At 65.9% G+C, this 16,591-nt stretch carries 16 protein-coding genes and 1 riboswitch; of the genes, 6 read left to right on the forward strand and 10 right to left on the reverse strand.

Translation table 11 applies throughout. The features are described from left to right. Position 1: 1 nt before the first annotated feature. The 10 genes from KYE46_RS13525 to KYE46_RS13570 form a co-directional block, all read right to left on the reverse strand. Positions 2–610, reverse strand: coding sequence for a YkoF family thiamine/hydroxymethylpyrimidine-binding protein (locus KYE46_RS13525; protein ID WP_219001170.1), 609 nt, complete (start codon positions 608–610; stop codon positions 2–4). Beyond that, a riboswitch (TPP riboswitch) is annotated at positions 605–718 on the reverse strand. Its footprint overlaps the gene before it by 6 nt. Before the next feature lie 127 nt (positions 719–845). Further along, entirely contained in the window at positions 846–1,442 is a 597-nt protein-coding gene (locus KYE46_RS13530) for an SDR family oxidoreductase (protein ID WP_219005113.1), read from the reverse strand. A gap of 162 nt (positions 1,443–1,604) precedes the next feature. Then, a complete protein-coding gene (locus tag KYE46_RS13535) occupies positions 1,605–2,984 on the reverse strand; it encodes an NAD-dependent succinate-semialdehyde dehydrogenase (protein ID WP_219001172.1) in 1,380 nt (459 codons plus the stop codon). Positions 2,985–3,074: 90 nt separating this feature from the next. After that, positions 3,075–3,959 carry a DUF1206 domain-containing protein gene (locus tag KYE46_RS13540; RefSeq protein ID WP_247716836.1) on the reverse strand — a complete coding sequence of 295 codons (885 nt, stop codon included), beginning with the start codon at positions 3,957–3,959 and terminating at the stop codon, positions 3,075–3,077. A 283-nt stretch (positions 3,960–4,242) separates the two neighbouring features. Then, positions 4,243–5,295 carry an energy transducer TonB family protein gene (locus tag KYE46_RS13545; RefSeq protein ID WP_219001173.1) on the reverse strand — a complete coding sequence of 351 codons (1,053 nt, stop codon included), beginning with the start codon at positions 5,293–5,295 and terminating at the stop codon, positions 4,243–4,245. Then, entirely contained in the window at positions 5,292–5,666 is a 375-nt protein-coding gene (locus KYE46_RS13550) for an ExbD/TolR family protein (protein ID WP_219001175.1), read from the reverse strand. Before KYE46_RS13550 ends, KYE46_RS13545 begins: the two co-directional genes overlap by 4 nt. Before the next feature lie 4 nt (positions 5,667–5,670). After that, the gene (locus tag KYE46_RS13555) at positions 5,671–6,054 is read right to left on the reverse strand and encodes a biopolymer transporter ExbD (protein WP_219001177.1); all 384 of its coding nucleotides are present in this window, start codon (positions 6,052–6,054) and stop codon (positions 5,671–5,673) included. Continuing rightward, positions 6,044–6,727, reverse strand: a complete 684-nt coding sequence (locus KYE46_RS13560) for a MotA/TolQ/ExbB proton channel family protein (protein ID WP_219001179.1) — start codon at positions 6,725–6,727, stop codon at positions 6,044–6,046. Before KYE46_RS13560 ends, KYE46_RS13555 begins: the two co-directional genes overlap by 11 nt. Next, positions 6,724–7,152: a hypothetical protein gene (locus tag KYE46_RS13565; RefSeq protein ID WP_219001181.1), complete on the reverse strand. Its 429-nt coding sequence runs from the start codon at positions 7,150–7,152 to the stop codon at positions 6,724–6,726. The genes KYE46_RS13560 and KYE46_RS13565 overlap by 4 nt, the downstream gene beginning before the upstream one ends. Before the next feature lie 10 nt (positions 7,153–7,162). Then, a complete protein-coding gene (locus tag KYE46_RS13570) occupies positions 7,163–9,238 on the reverse strand; it encodes a TonB-dependent receptor domain-containing protein (protein ID WP_219001183.1) in 2,076 nt (691 codons plus the stop codon). Between the two features lie 249 nt (positions 9,239–9,487). On the opposite strand from KYE46_RS13570, the gene KYE46_RS13575 reads away from it, so the two are divergent. The 6 genes from KYE46_RS13575 to KYE46_RS13600 all read left to right on the forward strand — a co-directional run bounded on the left by KYE46_RS13575 (position 9,488) and on the right by KYE46_RS13600 (position 16,591). Further along, complete coding sequence (locus KYE46_RS13575; protein ID WP_219001185.1) at positions 9,488–10,543, forward strand: hemin-degrading factor; 1,056 nt, start codon at positions 9,488–9,490, stop codon at positions 10,541–10,543. Further along, complete coding sequence (locus KYE46_RS13580) at positions 10,540–11,424, forward strand: heme/hemin ABC transporter substrate-binding protein (protein WP_219001187.1); 885 nt, start codon at positions 10,540–10,542, stop codon at positions 11,422–11,424. The genes KYE46_RS13575 and KYE46_RS13580 overlap by 4 nt, the downstream gene beginning before the upstream one ends. Before the next feature lie 2 nt (positions 11,425–11,426). Next, positions 11,427–12,521, forward strand: a complete 1,095-nt coding sequence (locus tag KYE46_RS13585) for a FecCD family ABC transporter permease (RefSeq protein WP_247716837.1) — start codon at positions 11,427–11,429, stop codon at positions 12,519–12,521. A gap of 5 nt (positions 12,522–12,526) precedes the next feature. After that, positions 12,527–13,312, forward strand: a complete 786-nt coding sequence (locus tag KYE46_RS13590; protein WP_219001189.1) for a heme ABC transporter ATP-binding protein — start codon at positions 12,527–12,529, stop codon at positions 13,310–13,312. 401 nt (positions 13,313–13,713) lie between these two features. Continuing rightward, a complete protein-coding gene (locus tag KYE46_RS13595) occupies positions 13,714–14,976 on the forward strand; it encodes an imelysin family protein (RefSeq protein ID WP_219001191.1) in 1,263 nt (420 codons plus the stop codon). Between the two features lie 58 nt (positions 14,977–15,034). Continuing rightward, entirely contained in the window at positions 15,035–16,591 is a 1,557-nt protein-coding gene (locus KYE46_RS13600) for a di-heme oxidoreductase family protein (RefSeq protein WP_219001193.1), read from the forward strand.

The following is a 16,591-nucleotide window of genomic DNA, read 5'->3' on the forward strand; positions in this document are numbered from 1 at the left end:
ATCAGCGCTTCGAAGGGCTGTTGGCGGAAACCGTCAGGTCAATGGTGACATGGCCCTGGGGCGGGCCGAAGCGGCAGAAGGCCTCGCGCAGGGTGGCGAAGACGGGGCCCGCGTCGCCGGTCAACCGGGTGCAGAAGTTCTTCGACCGGTCGAAGGTGCCGCTGTGCTTGAGGAAGTCGATGCAGCCCATGATCTCGGCCATGTGGTCCCCTGCCCCCATGACGTAGAGCGAGAACTGCGCATCGGCGACCTGCCCCTTCTCGGGCGCCGCTTCGATGGCGCTGAGCGCCTCCTGCTGGCGCTCGGCCAAGGGCTGCTCGGGGTTGGCCAGCGCGTTGGTCTGGCAGATCGGATCGTCGGGCTCGCCGGGGCAGCCGCGCGACAGGGTGGCGCGCAGGACGACATGCTCGCCGGTGGCCGCGGCCTTGGCGTAGAGGTCACGCAGCGCGGGGAAGAGCACCTCGGGCGGGCCCACGATCAGCGTCGAGATGTCATCGGTTTCGATGCGCAGCTGGTCGCGCCACGGATCGAGCGCACTCAACGCGCCCATGATCACGTCGACGAAACCGTCGGTCATCGGGTAAAGGGAAACCTGTGCCCCTGCGAACATTCCTAATCCTCCTTGCTACGCTGGCATTACCCAGATCAGCTTTGAGGGACAGTGGGCTTGGCGCCCACATCTCAGCCACGACATTACGCAGCACCCCTGTGGTGGCGCTATCGTTCGTCGATTTGACGGAGAGGTGCAAGCGGATTTTTCGCGCCTGATTTCAGGAGCTTAGCGGAAGGTACCGCGAAAACGCCGGCCGTGCCGCGCAGTCAGGACCGCGCGGCACCGGTCAGGATCAGGCCGATTGCATATCGAGCGCCTTGCCGTCGAACCGGCCGCTCACAGCCGCCTCCGCCAGCAGCGCCGCGACGTCGGCGCGAGAGGCTTCGGCGGATTTTTCGACCTCTTCGCCGAGAACGGTCTCATCGCTGCGGCCCGCGTCGCTGAGGGCCACGGGGCGCAGGATCGCATAGGTCAGGCCGGACGCTTTCAGATGCTCGTCCGCGGCGTGTTTCGCCTCAAGATAATTCGCCATTTCACCTTGCGGGTTTTCCTGATCCGCGCCGATGGAGCTGAGCATCACGAACCGCTTCACGCCCTCCGCGCGGGCCAGATCGACCAACTTCTTCGCCCCGTCGCGGTCGACCTTGTTGGTCATCTCCGGCCCGGTCGAGCCGCCCGATCCAGCCGCGAAGATGACGGCGTCCATACCCTCGCAAACGCCACTACTCAGGTCCGTCAGATCGCCGTGGCGCAGGTCCACGCCTTCAGGCAGGTCGCTGGTGTCAGAGCTTTCGCGCACCAGCGCGGTGGGCTTGTGACCCTTGTCGAGCAGGTCTTGCACGAGAAGTTGGCCGGTCTTGCCCGTGGCACCGGCGACGAGAATGTTCATGCTCATGGGTGAGCTCCTTGTTTCACGAGATTGAAGCGCCCAAACCACGGCCCGCTAACTCAGGGAAACCCGAGCAAGCGTGCAGGTGCGAGCGCGCTAATTTGTTGAATAGCTTGGAACAACGGGCGGCTCGAAATAATCAGGCCGCCGCGTTATCCAAGATCAGGACGGCAGGAAAATTGCCTTGGCGTTGACGAATTCCCGCATGCCGAAACCGCCGTGCTCGCGGCCGTAGCCGGAATTCTTGACGCCCCCGAAGGGCATGTTCGGATCGGCCGCGCCAAAGGAATTGATCCGCACCATGCCGGTGTCGAAATGGTCCCGAGCCAGCTCCAGCGCATGCTCCTCGTTCTCCGAGAAGATGCCGCCGCCAAGGCCATAGCGGCTCTCATTGGCGAGGCGCATCGCATCCTCGTCATCCTTCGCACGGATGATCGAGGCCACCGGCCCGAATATCTCGTCATCATAGGCAGGCATGCCCGGCTCGAGGTCCGCGAGAACGGTCGCCGGGTAATAGGCGCCGGTGCGATCCGGCACGTCCCCGCCGCAGAGGACGGACGCGCCCTTCGACACGCTCTTTTCCACCTGTTCCTTCACCGTGTCGAACTGATCCTGGCTCGACAGCGGGCCGAGTTGGGTGTTCTCATCGGTCGGATCGCCCATCGTGATGTTCTGCATCGCGGCGACGAAGGCATCGACGAAAACGTCGTAGACACGGTCGGTCACGATGAACCGCTTGGCGGAGACGCAGGTCTCGCCATTGTTGTAGAGCCGGCCCATGACCGAGAACTTCACGGCCTTGTCGATATCGGCATCTTCCAGCACGAGGTAGGCGTCGTTCGAGCCTAGCTCAAGAACCGATTTCTTCAATGAATTCGCGGCCTTGGAACCGATGTGCGCGCCTGCACCATCGCTGCCGGTCATGGTCACGCCACGCACCAGCTTGTGCTCGATCAGCTTGTCGCTGGTGTCGTGATCGATCACGACGACCTGAAACAGATCCTCCGGCAGGCCTGCCTCGATGCACAGCTCGCGCAGCCGCAGAGCCGAGCCCGTGCAGATGCTGGCGTGCTTCAGAACGCAGCCATTGCCCGCCATCAGATTGGCGGCGAGGACGCGGACGGGCTGATAGACGGGGAAGTTCCACGGCTGGATCGAATAGATCACGCCGATGGGCTGATATGTGACGACGCCGCGCTTATCCTTCGGCCCATGGGTGCGCTCTTCATCGGCGAGAAGCTCCGGCCCCTGCTCGGCGGAATACTCGAAGATACCCGCGCAGAGCTCGACCTCGGTCTTGCCATCTTTCAGAAGCTTGCCCGTCTCTTTCGTCATCAACTCGGACAACTCGTCGGCATGATCCCGCAGCTTCTTGGCGATGTCCTTGAGGTAGGGCGCGCGCTCCTCGTGGGACAGTTTGCGCCACTCGAGGAACGCGGCGTGGCAGGCCTCCACCCGTTCGATCGCCTCGCCCTCGGACATCACGTCGTAGGACTCGAGTTCTTCTTCGGTTGCCGGATTGATGGTGGTGATCTTGGACATGGTGCCTCCTTAGGTTCAAAAGGGAAACGTGACGCGCAGACATAAGGTTCCTGAGTGCCCACGCGTCAGCGGAGGCTCGCCGAGCCGGTTTTACTTCAGCGACACCGCCACGGAGCGGGTGTTGTCGTCGGCCGCCTTGGGGATGATCCGGTAGGCCGCGTTCACGAAACCGAAGAGCGCGAAGCCCAACAATCCGATGCAGAGCACGACGACGAGGATTTGCCCGAACGGCTGCTCGCGAACCCAGTCAAAGACCGACCCGAGGCCGCCGGCCTGCGAAGGATCAGCCTGCAGCGCCGTGAAGAAGATCAGACCGCCGATGATGGTGACGACGATACCCTGCGCAGCGACGCCCGCGCGCAGCATCCAGTTCCAGTTCAGCGTGAAGTGATTGGCCTGAAGATGCTCGCGATAGGTCTGCGCGGCGGCCTTGTAGAGGTAGTAGATGCCGGCCGCGACGGTAAGCGCGCCCGCGATACCCACGAGCCAGTTGCCACCGGGCTGTTGCATGATTTGCGACAGCATCGAGGTCGTCCCTGAGCCAGAACTGGACGAGCGCAGCCCGAGCGCCGTCAGCGCCAGAACGCCGATACCCGCATGGGCCAGTCCGGTTACGATCATGCCCGACCGCGCGATGATGCCCTTGGCCGACGTCCCGTAGGCCTCGAGGTCCCAGATGCAGTCGACGAGGCGCCAGACCGCGTAGGAGAACATGCCTGCAGCGACCAGAAGCAAGACGATCGTGCCCCACGCGCCGTCGAGCGACGCCATCGCCGACTGGGTGCCCTGCGCCTGCCCGCCTTGCCAGATCGACCAGAGCGAGACCGTGACCACGATCAGATAAACGAGCCCCCGCCCCGCATAGCCGGCCCGCATGATCGGGATCGCCCAGGCAAAATCACTGGGGTCGACCGAGGACAGGATCTTGCGGCGGGTGGAATCGGCTTTGGTGAAGAGGGCATCGACAGATGGCATGGGGGATACTCTTTGATCGTGGAAGTTTGGTCAGGCGGGCTCGGCTCGTCGATGCGCGGCCAGATTGGCTTCCAACGAGGTGAAAAATCGTTGCGCGCAGCATGTTTCACCAACACCCCTGCACGGGATTGGTTCCCGTCAGGGATGGTTGAGTTTGTGGAGAGGTGCGGGGTTGGTGAGGGCACGGTCTGCTGTGGGACTAACAGGTAGGTGAGCGCTGCACCGCTACACGCACGGATCACGTCGCGAGAGGTCCGCGCCATTGCGGCAACACGCCCCGGCCTCATCGACCTCCAAACGCGACGGAGAAACTTGTCTGCGCGCCGCCGGGCGGCGGTGGGAACGGTGCGGCGCGCCGGACGATCGACAACGCCGCGCGGTCCAGTTCGGCATTGCCGGAAGACCGCGCGATGCTGGCACCCGCGAGGCCCCCGTTCGAGGCGATGCGGAAGGCAACCACCGCATCGGGCCCCGTATGACGCAGGCGGGGTCGCCCCTGCCGCGAGATGCGCCGCATCACCTGGCCGGGGTAATTGGCGACGGCGGCGGCGTTGCCCGGCTGCGCAGTGGGCTGCTGCGGCGCAGGGGCCGTTGCCGTGGCGGTGCCCGCCTCCGTCCCTGTCGCGGATCCCCGGGTCGTGTTGCTTGCGCCGTTTCCGGTGGCGGCAGGTGGCTGCGGTTGCGGGCGCGGTCGGGCGACCTGCGGCCGCTGCGGCGCGGGCGGCGGGGCGAGGTTCTCGGGGCGCGCGGCGGGTCGCGGGCTGGTCAGGGGCGTCAGAAGCTCGGCCTCGGTCTCGGGCACGGCGCGCGCGGCCTCGGGGCGCGAGGTCTCGGCCCTTGGTGTGGCACTGGCGGCAGCCGCGCGAAGCGGCTCGGCAGCAGCGGGAGATGCCGGAGTGGCCGCAACCGCGCTCGACGTCGCGCTGGCAACGGGACTGTCGGGCATCGGCTCGACCCGCGCGGTGGTGTCGGGGCTTGCCGGCTCGGGTGGCACAGCGTTGACCGACGCTTCGGCCACCTCTCTCTCGGCGCTGTTGGAGGCCTCCATCACCTCGGCGCGCTCTGCCGTGTCCGGGGTCTCGGCCTCCTGCGCCTCCGCCTCGGCAGGCCGCGCCGCGTCAGTCACCACCTCCACCGGCTCCGTCAGCTCGGGCCGCGCCGTTCCGGGCATGCCGGCCACCATGTCGGCGAATGAGGTGCCGAGCCGCGCGGGCGCGGGTTCCCCTCCCCCGTCGAGTTCCACGGTTTCCGGTGCAATCCAGCCGCTGCCCGCGATATGGGCACCGCCCGACAACAGGATGGCCGCCGCCGCCCCGACCATGCGCCGGGGCGTCATTGCAGCCCCCGCTCGGTGACGACCCAGACTTCCTCGGCCCCCGCTTCACGCAGGCTGCGCGACAGGCTTACCAGTTCGGACGCGGGCAGCTCTCGGTCCGGCACCAGCCGCAAGATCGGGCCGGTTTCGGCCAGCGCCTCGGGCGTGATGCTGCGCCCGTCGAGCAGGAGGCTTCCGTCCGCCAGCACCACCGCCGCATCGGGCGGCGCGCGGCCTTCTAGCTCGTCTGTTTCCACAAGGCGGACCCTCGGGTCGAGCGGCGCGGCGATCGTGCCCGCGATCAGGAAGAAGACCAGCATGAGGAAAACCACGTTGATCAGGGCGATGGTCGGCTCTCGCGGGGTGCGGGGCTTGGATTGGCGCTGCGACATGTCGTTACTCCAGCACCACGACCGAAAGGTCGGGTATCCCGTCCAGCGCGACCAGCAGGTCCACCAGCCGTTGCGATGTTACCTCCGCCGCGGCGCTGACCAGAAGCGTCGTGGTACCGTCCATCAGCCCCGCGATCTCGCCCTCCAGCGCGTCGAGCGTGGTCTCGGATGCATTAAGCGTCAGCCGCTCGGCGCCCAGTCTCAGGAACAGCGGCCGGGCGTCATCCGTTGGAGCGGACGCGCCCGCGCCGGCGGCTGAGAGCCGGATTTCCGAGAACCGCGTGAAGGTGGAGGTCAGCATGAAGAACAACAATAAAAGGAAGATCACGTCGATCAGCGAGGTGAGAGAAAGCGCCCGGCGGCGCGTTCGGGCCGCCCTAACTGGCATGGGGGACCAGGGCGGCGTGAGGCTCGGCGGCGCCGGTCCGCGCGCTGCTGACGGGGCAGAAGGCGCGGCGGATCAGGCCGTCGGCCATCGCGCGTTCGGCTTCGGTCCGGGTCTCGAACCACGTCAGGATAAGCGCCGTGGGCATGGCCACCGCAAGGCCCGCCGCCGTGGTCATCAGCGCCACCCAGATCCCGCCCGCAAGGATTGACGGATCGACGCTGTCGCCCGCCTCCTGCAACGCCTGAAACGCGTCGATCATGCCCAAAACCGTGCCGAAGAGGCCCAGAAGAGGCGCGACCTGCGCGATGCTGTCGAGCAGGCGGAAGCCAGTTTCCAACCGGTCGAGCCGCTCGGCGGCCTCGACCTCGACGCGGGCCTGATAGGTCTCCGGGTCCGCGGCCTCCATCCGGTCGAGCATCTGCACCGCCAGCGGCGCGAGATGGCTGCGACTGTCGCCGAGCAACTGCCGCGCACGCGCCCCCTCACCGCGATCCAGCGCGGCGGAGGCGCGACGCAGGCGGTCATGGCGACCGACGCCGGCCTGCACGAACTGGCCGATCTTGTAGATAACAACCGCCAGCGAGATCAGCGACATCGCCAGCAGGATGGCGACGACCGGCCCGCCCAGATCGACAAGGCCGGTGAGGTTGGACAGCGCGATATCCAGCGTCATCCGATCACCTCCACCCCGTCCACCCGCGACACCGGGCTGAGCGCGGCCTGACACGTCTCGGGGTCCACCCCCTCTCCCTCGCAGGCATCGACACCGTTGAACAGGATCCGGCCGAGGTCCGCGCAGGCAAGCCCGGCCATGTCGAACTCCCGCACCCTCGGGCGGGCCGTCGGCAAGTCGCCGAGGTCGAAAAGCGTCAACCTCTCGACCCCGCCGGAGGTATCGAAAAGGACGGTCTCGAACACGATGCTTGCCACGTCGCGGTCCATGTTGTTCTGCGCCAGAAAGGTCAGGCGGCAGGCGTTGTCGAGCGGCACCACGCGGTTCAGCTCGACCACCAGCGCGCCGGAGCTGTCCTGTGCCATGGCCCCCAAAGGGAGGGCCATGGCGAGGGCAAGAAGGGTTGCCGTGAGTTGGCGTTTCATCGACATCTCCTCAGAAATTCCACACGCGCGCGACGGTGAACCGACCCGTCAGACCGCGCCCGTTTTCCTGATCGAGGGCATTGCGGTAGGTGCGGTCGAGGACGTTGTCGACGCCGACGCGGAACTCCAGCCCTTCCAGCGCGCCCTCTTGCGGCGCGTAGCTGGCAAAGACGTCGTGGGTCGCATAGCCGCCGTAGCGGTTCTGGGCGGTGCCGCGCGCGCCTTCGTAGTCGATGTCAGCATAGGCGTTCATCGTCCAGCCGAAGCCGAAACCGGTGGCCGCGTCACGGCGCCCGACGGTTAGGCTCAGGCTGTCCTGGGGCAATTGCGACCAGACCTCGTCGTCGGTCAGGTTGCGCCCCTCGATCAGCGTGGCGGCGAAGTTGGCGTACCATGCATCGGCGGCATACGCCGCTTCCAGCTCGACGCCGTAGATCTCGGCCTCGCCCACATTGATCCGCTCGGACCCGCCATCGGGGCCGGGGGTGATCAGGTCTTCGACGTAGGTATAGAAGCCGGTCACGCGGGCATCGAAGGCATCACTCGCGCTCGCCAGCCCTGTCGTCGAATAGGTGAAGCCCAACTCGAAGCTGCTTGCCGTCTCCGGGTCCAGCTCTCCGGCGGCAGTGCGGCCGGACGCAAGCCCCGGCGGGCGTGGCGTGCTGTAGGAGAACAGCTCGTCCAGGTTCGGCGCGCGTTGGGTCTGCGAGAGCGAGCCGAACAACCCCCATTCGCCGCCGAAGTCATAGGTGAAGGCGAGCTTCGGCGAGAACGAGATCACCTCGGAGGTCTCGATCCCGTCGTCCAGTGTCGATCCGGGGTTGTCGGCACCGGGCTCGTTCCGCGCCCATTCCAGGCGGACGCCCGGCACCAGCACAAGTCCATTGCCGAAGTCGAACTCGGCCTGGGCGAAAGCGGCGACGCGCGTGCCGGTGCCTTCGTTGTGGAACGGGACAGTGCCCGAGACCGCGGCCTCGGCCGTCCGTTCCTGCTGGCTAAGGGTAACGCCGTAGATCAACGTGCCCGCGGTGTCGCCAAGTGCGAAGTCCGTGGTCACGCGGCTGTCGAGCGACAGGGTCGCATAGCCGTAGTCGGCATCCTCGAACAGGACGTTGGGGATCGGCGCGGTAGAATTCTCCTGCGCGATCTGCGTAGTCGAATAGGCAAGCGTCACTTCAAGGTCGCCGAACGCCTCGGCGGAGGTGTAGATCGCGCTGAAGGTCTGGTCCGTTGTGTCGCGGTCGATCTGGCCGAAGAAGCCTCCCGACCCGGTCTGCTCGTATTCGGTATCGTCGAGGTCGCTGTTCCACGCCTCGTAGATCACGCGCAGCGAACGCGAGCCCGAGAAGTGGTAGGTGCCGCTGACCACGCCTGAAATCGCGTCGAAGGCGGAGCCGGCAATCACCTCTCCGTCGCCGTCGACGTAATCATCGGCTTGGCGGTAGTTGAGGTTGGCGAAGACATCGAGGTTCTCGCCAACGCGCGCGGCATAGCGCAGGGCCGCGTTGCCGCCCGCGCCGTTGGTCTCTCCGCCGAGCGAGAAGCGGAACTGGCTGGTCTGTCCCTCGGTCAGGTAATCATCCGCGTCACAGGTCTCGAACCGGATCACGCCACCGATGGCGCCCGCCCCGTAGAGCGTGGCCGAGGCCGGGCCGCGCAGGACCTCGATGTTGCAGTGCAGGTTCGGGTCCGAGAAGAACGAGCCGATGCGATACTGCTCGTAATACTGGGTTGCCCCGTCCTGCAGGACGACAACGCGCCCCTCGTCGCCCGCGGGGACTTCCCCCCAACCACGGATGTTGAACGACTGGCCCAACGGCCGGTCGGACCCGATGGCTTGCACGCCCGGCACCTCGTCGAAGATCTCGCCGACCGTCGTGGCCTGTTGGCGTTCGATCTCGTCCTGATCGATGACCGTCACGGCCTGTGGTGTGTCCAGAGCCACCTGATCGGTGCCCCATCCGAATACGATCCGTCCCAAAGGTGTCGTCGTCTCCTGCGCGTGGACGGGAGCGGCCATGGCAGCCAACACGAGCGCCATGGCGGTCGTGGTCCCGAAACACGCGCGTCCCGTATGATGTTCCATCATACCCCTCGCGCTTTTTGATGTTGTTGTTGAAGAGCTGGCCTGTCTTCCGGGCTGGCAAACCGTGGGGGAGCTGCGAATTTTCGCGGCGATCTACCTGCGGCACTTGCGCTGGCTACTATACCTGATTAAAAAGGTCAACAATAGGCAGCAACAAGATTGCAGGCCTGTGAATATGTGCCAGCCTGGTCGCTTCGAGACCGAGCAAGCCTCTGAACCCCAATAAAGAAATACCAGAGAGGCACATTCATGAGTGCACGTGAACTCCATTTCCCCGAAGCGATACGAGCAGAGGTTCTCGACAAGCCCAAGGCGCGCCCGCGCGAACTTGCCGATAGCCTCGGGATCAGCGAAGGGGCCCTCGTGGCCGCCCATGTCGGCCATGGTGCCACGCCCCTGCAGGCCGCGCCGAACGACCTGATACCGGCGGTCTGCGGCCTCGGCGAAGTCATGGCGCTGACCCGCAACGAGAGCGCGGTGCACGAGAAGATCGGCGTCTACGACAATTTCCACGCGGGCGATCATGCCTCGATGGTCCTGACCGAGAATATCGACCTGCGGATGTTCCCGAAGCACTGGGTCCATGCCTTCGCGGTCGAGAAACAGGTCGACGGGGCCACGCGCCGCTCGATCCAGGTTTTCGACGCGGCGGGGGATGCGGTCCACAAGGTGATCCTGCGGGACGGCTCGGACGTCGATGCATGGCACAAGCTGCTGCGCGAGTTGGAGGGGCCAGAGGCCGCGCCCGCCTTCGCCGAGCGTGAACCGGTTGAGGGCCCCAAGGGCGATGCGGCGAAGGCTGATATCCTGCGGCAGGAATGGGCGAAGATGACCGACACCCACCAGTTCCTGCGCCTGACCTCGAAGTTGAAGATGAACCGACTGGGTGCCTACCGGATCGCCGGCGCGCCCTTTGCCGAGGCGCTCGAGCCCTCGGCCCTCGACACGGCCTTGCGGGCGATCGCCGAGGACGAAGCGCCGATCATGCTCTTCGTCGGCAATCGGGGCTGCATCCAGATCCATTCCGGCCCGATCTTCGAGCTGATGCCGATGGGACCGTGGCAGAACGTCATGGATCCCGGCTTCAACCTGCATCTGCGGGCTGATCACGTGGCCGAGGTCTGGCTGGTCGAGAAACCCACCAAGCGCGGCCCTGCCCTCTCCATCGAGGCCTTTGACGCGCAGGGCATGCTGATCCTGCAGTGCTTCGGCCAGCGCAAGGAGGGGATCGAGGACAACACGGCGCGGTTCCGCGCCATCGCCGAAACGCTGCCGAGTCTCGCCGCAGAGGAGGTGCTGGCATGATTGCGCGCGCAGCCTTGAAACGACTGACGCCGGCGAGCCTGGCGATCATCATGACGGCGAGCCTCCTGCTGGCCTTTATCGTCGGCCCGGCCCGCGCGCAGGATGACGCGCCGCGCGTCGTCGCCGTGGGCGGCTCGGTCACCGAGATCATCTACGAACTGGGGATGGAACACCTGCTGGTTGCCCGCGACACGACATCGAGCTGGCCGCCGGAAGTGACCGAATTGCCGGACGTGGGCTATATGCGCGCCCTGAGCCCCGAGGGGCTCCTGTCTGTCCGGCCCGACCTCATCATCGCCGAAGCAGGCTCCGGCCCGCCCGAGGCGATCGACGTGCTGGACAGCGCCGAGGTGGCCTTTGTCGAAGTCCCCGAGAGCTTCGACGCGGCGGGCGTGCGTGCCAAGATCCTAGCCGTGGCCGAGGCGCTCGACGTGCCCGAGGCTGGCGTGGCTCTGGCCGCGCGGGTCGAGGCAGAGCTTGAGGCCGTCGCGGCGGTGATCGGCGGGGACGCTCCGCGGGTTCTCTTCATCCTGTCGATGCAGAACGGCCGCGTCATGGCGTCGGGCACCGGCACGGCCGCCTCCGGCATCATCGAGCTTGCGGGCGGGCGAAATGCCGTCGACGCCTTCGAGGGCTACCGGCAGTTGACCGACGAGGCCGTGCTTTCCGCCGCCCCCGACGTCATCCTCATGATGGACCGGGACGGCGACCATGCCGCGGCGAACGCGGATCTCTTCGCGCATCCGGCCCTCGGCCTGACACCCGCTGCCGAGACCGGCCGCGTCGTGCGGATCGACGGGTTGCTCCTGCTCGGGTTCGGTCCGCGGACGCCCGCGGCGGTGACCCTCTTGGCGGAAGCGCTCGGCACGGTGGAGGGATAACTTTGGCCCTGGTCGAAACCCTCAGGGGCGTTGCCTCGGACGTCGCCTCCGGCGCGGCTGCCGGCGATCGCGACGCGCTCGCGCGGGCCTGTTGCGCGATCCTCGTGCTGCTGCTCGTCGTGGTCAGCCTCGCCAGCCTGACGACCGGCGCCTCCGGCATTTCGCTGATCGATGTGACCCGGTCGTGGACCTCGGGCGAGCCGTTGGATCTCGTGACGCGAACGGTGCTGTGGGACATTCGTGTGCCGCGGCTGCTGATGGGCATTCTGGTGGGGGCGGCGCTGGCCGTCTCGGGCGCTGTGATGCAGGGCCTTTTCCGCAACCCGCTGGCCGATCCCGGCCTTGTCGGTATCGGCGCGGGCGCGGGGCTTGGCGCGATCACGGCCATCGTCCTGGGCGGCTTCTTCCCCATCGTGCTGCAGGAGGCCATCGGCTTCTACCTCGTCCCCTTCGCCGCGTTCTTCGGTGGATGGGCCAGCACGATCCTGCTCTACGTCGTCTCGACCAGCCGCGGGCGCACCTCGGTCGCCGTGATGTTGCTGGCCGGGATCGCCCTGGGCGCGCTGAGCGGTGCGATCTCGGGCGTCCTGGTCTACATGGCCGACGATCAGCAATTGCGGGACCTGACCTTCTGGGGCCTCGGATCGCTGGCCGGCGCCACATGGACCAAGCTGCTCGTGGCGGGCCCGCTCATCCTCCTCGCCCTGCTGGCGTCCCCCTTCCTCGCCGCCAGCCTGAACGGGTTAGCCTTGGGCGAAGCAGCTGCCGCGCATCTGGGCATTCCCGTGCAGCGCATGAAGACAGTCGCGATTCTGACCGTGGCCGCCGCTGTCGGGGCGGCGGTCGCCGTCTCCGGCGGCATCGGCTTCATCGGGATCGTGGTGCCGCACCTGTTGCGCATCGCGGTCGGCCCCGACCATCGTTTCCTGCTGCCCAACGCCGCCCTCCTCGGGGCGTCGTTGCTCATCATCGCGGACATGATCTCGCGCACCATCATTGCACCGGCGGAGCTTCCCATCGGCATCGTCACGGCGACGATCGGCGGGCCGTTCTTCCTGTGGATCCTGCTGCGCAACCGCTCTCTGCTGGACATGTGACCCCGATGCTTTCCACCGAACAGATCACCGTCCAACTCGGGCGCAAACCGATCCTCCATGGCATAGACATGGCCGCCCCTGCCGGGGCCTTCACGGCAATCGTCGGCCACAACGGCTCGGGCAAGACGACGCTGCTCAGGGCGATCACCCAGGAGGTCGACTATGGCGGCCGGGTTCTGCTTGACGGCAGGGATATCCGGGGGCTGCAGGGGTGGGAACTTGCCGCGCGCCGGGCCGTCCTGCCGCAAGCCTCGCGTATCTCGTTCCCCTTCACGGTGCGCGAGATCGTGCGCCTTGGCCTGATGGCCGGCCGCGACGGCGCCGACCGGACGCTCCCCTCCAAGGCGCTCGCGCGCGTCGGCCTCGCGGGGTTCGAGGGCCGCTACTACCACGAGCTGTCAGGCGGCGAGCAACAGCGCGCACAGCTGGCCCGCGTCCTCTGTCAGGTCTGGGAGCCGGTCGCCGAGGGCGCCCCGCGCTGGCTCCTGCTGGACGAGCCTGTCTCCAGCCTCGATATCGGCCACCAGCTGGAAGTGATGGAGATCGTCCGCGACTACGCAGAAGCCGGCGGCGGCGTGATCGCCGTCATGCACGACCTCAACCTGACCTCGATGTTCGCCGATCACGTCGTGTTGCTGGCAGGGGGCCGATGCTTGGCCTCCGGCGCGCCAGCGGATGTCTTCACGGACCAGACCCTCAGCGCCGCCTACGGCTGCAACCTGAGGGTAAATTTCACCCCGCGGGGTCCCGCCACCTGGCTCCTTCCCCACTCCGCCCGACGCGTCGGGTAGGCGGGCGCTGACATGTCCGTGGCCAGCCGCACGAAGCGCCGAAATCAAGCGCAGGCAGCGGACCACTCGACAAATGTGCTTGGCAACCGATCCTGAAGCCACAGCCATCGCGACAAGTTGCCCTGACTTGGAAAACTCACTTTGCATTATCTTATAAAATTAGTCAGGTATGCGTGCATAGGGCGAGTCAGCCCTTCCAGATGCAAGGGTGACACGATGGACCGCTATGATCGGGATGGATGTTGCAACAGGCGGCGAGAGCTTCTGTTGGATTGCATCTGCTCTGACATCGATCCATCGCCGTCCTTCGAATTCCTCACTGACTCAATTACATCGACCCAGCCCGTGCCCATGCCCCAGCCAGTCGATCCAACTGACCGCACCAAAAGGGACACAGCGCGATGAAACGCACGATACTCATGACAACTGCCCTCGTCACATGCGTGGCAGGCAATGCGATGGCTCAGGACGCCGCAGAGGTGTTGGACACCTATGCCGATATCGCGGCAGCAAGTTACGAAGACAGCCTGATCACAGCACAGGCGTTGCAAGGGGCGGTCGCTGACCTGGTTTCATCTCCCTCTGCCGAGAACCTACAGGCGGCGCGCGCTGCATGGCTGGCGGCCCGGGTGCCCTACCAGCAGACCGAAGTGTACCGCTTCGGCAATGCCATCGTGGACGATTGGGAAGGTCGCGTGAATGCCTGGCCGCTGGACGAAGGTCTGATCGATTACGTGGACGGCAGCTATGGCGGCCCCAACGACGAGAACGAGTTCGCAGCACTGAACGTCATCGCCAACGCGTCCTTCACGCTTTCCGGCACGGAGATCGACGCCAGCGCGATCACGCCTGCCTTGCTGGAAGAGACGCTCCACGAGGCCGACGGGATCGAGGCGAACGTGGCGACGGGCTATCACGCCATCGAGTTCCTGCTCTGGGGGCAGGACCTGAACGGCCACGGTGCGGGCGCGGGGAACCGTCCCTGGACGGATTTCGCGACCGGCGCCGATTGCACCGGTGGCAATTGCGACCGTCGTGCCGAGTATCTGACGGCTGCGACAGACCTTCTGGTGAGTGATCTGGAATGGATGGCTGCCCAATGGGTTGACGGCGGCGAGGCCCGCGCCACGCTCATGGCCGACCCGGACGCCGGGATCAGTGCCATGCTGACGGGCATGGGCTCGCTCTCCTACGGGGAAGTCGCCGGGGAACGGATGCGTCTGGGCGTTATGCTCAACGACCCGGAGGAGGAGCATTCCTGTTTCGCTGACAACACCCACAACGACCACTATCTTGACGGGCTTGGCGTTCAGAACGTCTATCTCGGCGAATATGTCCGGGCCGATGGCACCGTCGTCAGCGGTCCGTCCCTGTCCGATCTGGTCGCGGCCTCCAACCCTGATCTCGACGCGGAGATGCGGGTGCGTCTGTCCGAGACGATGCGAGAGCTTGGCCAGATCGTCCTCGCCGCAGAGGCGGGCTTTGCCTACGACCAGATGCTCGAGCGCGGCAATGAGGCAGGTGAGGCGCTGGTCATGGGCGGCGTGAATGGCTTCATCGCCCAGACCCAGACGATCGAACGGATCGTGGTGGAGCTTGGCCTCGATGCGATTGCATTCGAAGGGTCCGACAGCCTCGACAATCCTTCCGCCGTCTTCGAGTAATCTGGACCCAGGGTGAAGCGGCAACCTGTGCTGCTTCACCCGCTACCCATGGACGCCCATGAACAAACCCCTCCTCTTCCTCGTATGTGCCACGGCGATTGCCGTGGGTATCGCCGCGCAAAGCGACACTGCGCCGGTGCCCGCATGGGAGGGGCTTGCCGACGTCCATCTGGACGTCATCCCGCGCACGGATGAAGAACGTGCCCGCATCGCCGCGGTGACGGCCCCGCCCGAGGACTTCACGGTCGCCTTGCCGTTCGAGGAAAACTCCGCCGGAGCGGGGACGGTGCGACCCCGACCCAACGCCGATGCTTTCTCTCAACCGCTGGACAACCTCAGCTTCGAGGATGAGCTGAACTTTCGCGTCGGAAACGGCCTTTTCCGCAGGCTGTGGGTCACGCCGCCCGCGTCGACTTTGGCCAGTGACGGGTTGGGGCCGCTCTACAATGCCCGCTCCTGCCAACGATGCCACCTGAAGGATGGGCGCGGGCATCCGCCAGAAGGCCCCGACGACAGTCCGGTGTCGATGTTCCTGCGCATCTCCATTCCGGCGCCCAGCTTCGACGGCGGCGCCATCTCGGAGATTGCCGACTTCATCGCAACCCAGCCCGACCCGAACTACGGCACTCAGATGCAGGACTTCAGCCTGCCGGGCCATGCCCCGGAATACACGCTCGAGATCGAGTACCAGGACATTGACGTGGCGCTTTCGGGCGGCGAAACCGCCACGCTGCGACACCCCACTTACACCGCCGGCAATCTCGGTTATGGCCCGCTCCATCCCGACGCGATGCTGAGCCCTCGTGTCGCCAACCAGATGATCGGCCTTGGCTTGCTGGAGGCGATCCCGGCCCACGATATCCTCGCCAATGCCGACCCTGACGATATGGACGGCGACGGTATCTCGGGCAGACCGCAGATTGTCTGGTCGCTGGAGTTCGATCAGCCAATGTTGGGTCGCTTTGGCCACAAGGCGGGCAACCCCACGATCCGCGAACAAGGCGCCGCGGCGTTTGCCGGTGACATCGGAATTTCCAATTCGTTGCACCCGGATGGTTGGGGCGAATGTACCGTGGACCAGACCGATTGCCGCGCCGCGGTCCACGGGGGCGATCCCGAGCAGGATGGGTTCGAGATCGACGATATCGGCCTCGACCTGGTGACGTTCTATAGCCAGAACCTTGCCGTGCCGGCGCGGCGCGATGTCGATGACCCAACCGTGCTGAGGGGCCTCGAGGTCTTCCACACCGCTCAATGCGCAGCCTGCCATACGCCTGCCTTCGTTACCCACAGGCAGGAAGGCGACCCGGCCACCAGTTTCCAATTGATCTGGCCTTACACGGATATGCTGCTCCACGATATGGGCGAAGGCCTCGCTGACAACCGCCCCGAAGGACGTGCCACGGGACGTGAATGGCGCACGGCCCCGCTCTGGGGGATCGGCATGACCGAAACCGTGAGCGGCCATACCTACTTCCTCCACGACGGGCGCGCCCGGAATCTACTGGAGGCCGTGCTATGGCATGGAGGCGAAGCGGAAGCGTCTCGTGATGCTGTCGTCGCCATGCCCCCGGCTGATCGCGCCGCCCTGATCACCTTTCTCGAAAGCCTCTGA

The sequence above is a fragment of the Gymnodinialimonas ceratoperidinii genome (genome assembly GCF_019297855.1).
GTDB classification, from domain to species: Bacteria; Pseudomonadota; Alphaproteobacteria; order Rhodobacterales; family Rhodobacteraceae; genus Gymnodinialimonas; species Gymnodinialimonas ceratoperidinii.

Bases quoted from the DNA above. Each gene is read 5' to 3' on its own strand.
- KYE46_RS13525 (WP_219001170.1), bottom strand. From the start codon at position 610: ATGTTCGCAGGGGCACAGGTTTCCCTTTACCCGATGACCGACGGTTTC.
- KYE46_RS13530 (WP_219005113.1), bottom strand. From the start codon at position 1,442: ATGAACATTCTCGTCGCCGGTGCCACGGGCAAGACCGGCCAACTTCTC.
- KYE46_RS13535 (WP_219001172.1), bottom strand. From the start codon at position 2,984: ATGTCCAAGATCACCACCATCAATCCGGCAACCGAAGAAGAACTCGAG.
- KYE46_RS13540 (WP_247716836.1), bottom strand. From the start codon at position 3,959: ATGCCATCTGTCGATGCCCTCTTCACCAAAGCCGATTCCACCCGCCGC.
- KYE46_RS13545 (WP_219001173.1), bottom strand. From the start codon at position 5,295: ATGACGCCCCGGCGCATGGTCGGGGCGGCGGCGGCCATCCTGTTGTCG.
- KYE46_RS13550 (WP_219001175.1), bottom strand. From the start codon at position 5,666: ATGTCGCAGCGCCAATCCAAGCCCCGCACCCCGCGAGAGCCGACCATC.
- KYE46_RS13555 (WP_219001177.1), bottom strand. From the start codon at position 6,054: ATGCCAGTTAGGGCGGCCCGAACGCGCCGCCGGGCGCTTTCTCTCACC.
- KYE46_RS13560 (WP_219001179.1), bottom strand. From the start codon at position 6,727: ATGACGCTGGATATCGCGCTGTCCAACCTCACCGGCCTTGTCGATCTG.
- KYE46_RS13565 (WP_219001181.1), bottom strand. From the start codon at position 7,152: ATGAAACGCCAACTCACGGCAACCCTTCTTGCCCTCGCCATGGCCCTC.
- KYE46_RS13570 (WP_219001183.1), bottom strand. From the start codon at position 9,238: ATGGAACATCATACGGGACGCGCGTGTTTCGGGACCACGACCGCCATG.
- KYE46_RS13575 (WP_219001185.1), top strand. From the start codon at position 9,488: ATGAGTGCACGTGAACTCCATTTCCCCGAAGCGATACGAGCAGAGGTT.
- KYE46_RS13580 (WP_219001187.1), top strand. From the start codon at position 10,540: ATGATTGCGCGCGCAGCCTTGAAACGACTGACGCCGGCGAGCCTGGCG.
- KYE46_RS13590 (WP_219001189.1), top strand. From the start codon at position 12,527: ATGCTTTCCACCGAACAGATCACCGTCCAACTCGGGCGCAAACCGATC.
- KYE46_RS13595 (WP_219001191.1), top strand. From the start codon at position 13,714: ATGAAACGCACGATACTCATGACAACTGCCCTCGTCACATGCGTGGCA.
- KYE46_RS13600 (WP_219001193.1), top strand. From the start codon at position 15,035: ATGAACAAACCCCTCCTCTTCCTCGTATGTGCCACGGCGATTGCCGTG.